This window comes from Methanobrevibacter sp., assembly GCF_045220775.1.
Taxonomy (GTDB): domain Archaea; phylum Methanobacteriota; class Methanobacteria; order Methanobacteriales; family Methanobacteriaceae; genus Methanocatella.
Window position 1 is genome coordinate 1 of record NZ_JBGUWC010000081.1, and the last position, 1,627, is coordinate 1,627.

At 32.7% G+C, this 1,627-nt stretch carries 5 protein-coding genes; all 5 read right to left on the minus strand.

Features of this window, described 5'->3' with window-relative positions; genetic code table 11:
- Positions 1-201: 201 nt before the first annotated feature.
- The gene (locus ACJROP_RS05085) at positions 202-564 is read right to left on the minus strand and encodes a hypothetical protein (protein WP_406534405.1); all 363 of its coding nucleotides are present in this window, start codon (positions 562-564) and stop codon (positions 202-204) included.
- A 40-nt stretch (positions 565-604) separates the two neighbouring features.
- Positions 605-781, minus strand: a complete 177-nt coding sequence (locus tag ACJROP_RS05090) for a hypothetical protein (protein ID WP_406534406.1) — start codon at positions 779-781, stop codon at positions 605-607.
- Between the two features lie 118 nt (positions 782-899).
- On the minus strand, positions 900-1,133 hold the full coding sequence (locus ACJROP_RS05095; protein ID WP_406534407.1) for a hypothetical protein: 234 nt from the start codon (positions 1,131-1,133) through the stop codon (positions 900-902).
- The gene (locus ACJROP_RS05100; RefSeq protein WP_406534408.1) at positions 1,126-1,371 is read right to left on the minus strand and encodes a hypothetical protein; all 246 of its coding nucleotides are present in this window, start codon (positions 1,369-1,371) and stop codon (positions 1,126-1,128) included. The genes ACJROP_RS05095 and ACJROP_RS05100 overlap by 8 nt, the downstream gene beginning before the upstream one ends.
- 5 nt (positions 1,372-1,376) lie before the next feature.
- On the minus strand, positions 1,377-1,627 hold a 251-nt coding region (locus ACJROP_RS05105; RefSeq protein WP_406534409.1), incomplete at its 5' end, for a hypothetical protein.

A 1,627-nucleotide genomic window follows, 5' to 3' on the forward strand; every position in this document is an offset into this window, starting at 1 on the left:
AGTGTCTTTTTTAGTGTCTTTTTTGATTTCAGTATAATCATATTCACACTTTACTAGACGGTACTCCATAATCCACACTCCACAGTAATGATAGGTAACTCTTCTAATGTTTCTGATTTCTCCATTTTCGGAACTGGTCTTGGTAAGAGTTCCGGTTGATAATCTGATACATATATTAAATATTTACTGTCAATTCCCATTTTAGAAATCTCCATATTTTGCTTTTGGTATTTTAGGGATAATTCTTAGTAAACGTCTTGCAGATTCATCATTAATGAAGATGATTCCTGCTTCGTTATGTTTTAAGGGATATACTTGTACTGTTATTCTTTCGAAAAATAGTATTTCTAGGAAGTCATGTATCTCACTACGAGGTACTGTCCATGTATTGTGGATTAATCCATCATGGCCGATTAGAGTTGTGCAGTTGCATTGTCTGTTTTTTTTGTAGAATTTATTAGTCATTTCAGTCTGCTCTTCCCTTGTCCATCCGGGAGCTGATTTTACTGGTTTGACTCCTGGTTTTGGTTCTGGCATTGGATACCTAATGTGTTTGGATCCCATTTGAATAATCCCCTTTAATTATAATAGGAAAAAAATAAAATTAGTTTTGGGGTTCTGAAGCAATTATTTGTTTTAATTCTGCTTCTTCGTTTTCGATGAATTCTATGTTGCTTTCAATTTCATATTGGATTTCATCGTCTGGTGTGTATCCGTTGTAATCTTGGCCGTCGATTATTAATTCATCATGGTACTCTGGGATTGTGTGTAGTTTTATCATTTCATCGCCTCATGTTTTTTTTCTTTGGGTAAAAATTTTATTGTGGGAGTAAAATGGTTTACTCCTACAATTAACTATTAGTTTTTATAGTATATAAACTTAATGGTTTTAAGTTTAATTATTCATCACTAATAAGAAAATCTTCATCAACACTCAAAGCAATAGTATTAACCTTACCCAGCTTCACAACTTCAACATCATAAATATCCGGAAAATGCTCCAAACCTTTAATCTCACTACACACAGCCTTGGCGATTGTGAAACCATCTTCCAGTTCATAGTTTAAAACCGAGTCATTATACCTGTCTTTGACGTGCATTTTTAAGCGAATATCCACATAAACATCACTCACTCTTGTCACCTTCTAATTTATCTTGTTTAGCAGATTTAGTAGATTTAGTAGTTTTCTTTTTAGTGGATTTTTTAGCTGGTTCACTGGGAAGAGTGTTTAAATATTTGCAAACCGCATCAGCTTCACTACGATCACTTAATTTTAAAACAACTTTACGGCCTTTTAAAATCTCATATTCCTTATTACTTGTCCAAGTTCTTGGAACACGTCTAACAGTGTAAACATCTTTTTTACTCATAAATTTTATTCTCCTTGTTTGTTTATTTTCCTTTTAAGTATACCATAAATGGTATTGGCTTGTTTCTTTTTCATAGGATATTTCCTAGCAAATTCTCTCATTAAAGTAGTAATGTCTGCATCAGGATTATCAGCGATTAACTGGTCACTAATATTGTATAATGATTCTGGTATTTGACGAGCTTCCCATATTTGCATGAAAACACGTTCAATCTTTTTACTACTTAATTTTATTAACTCCATAGGATACTCTTCAG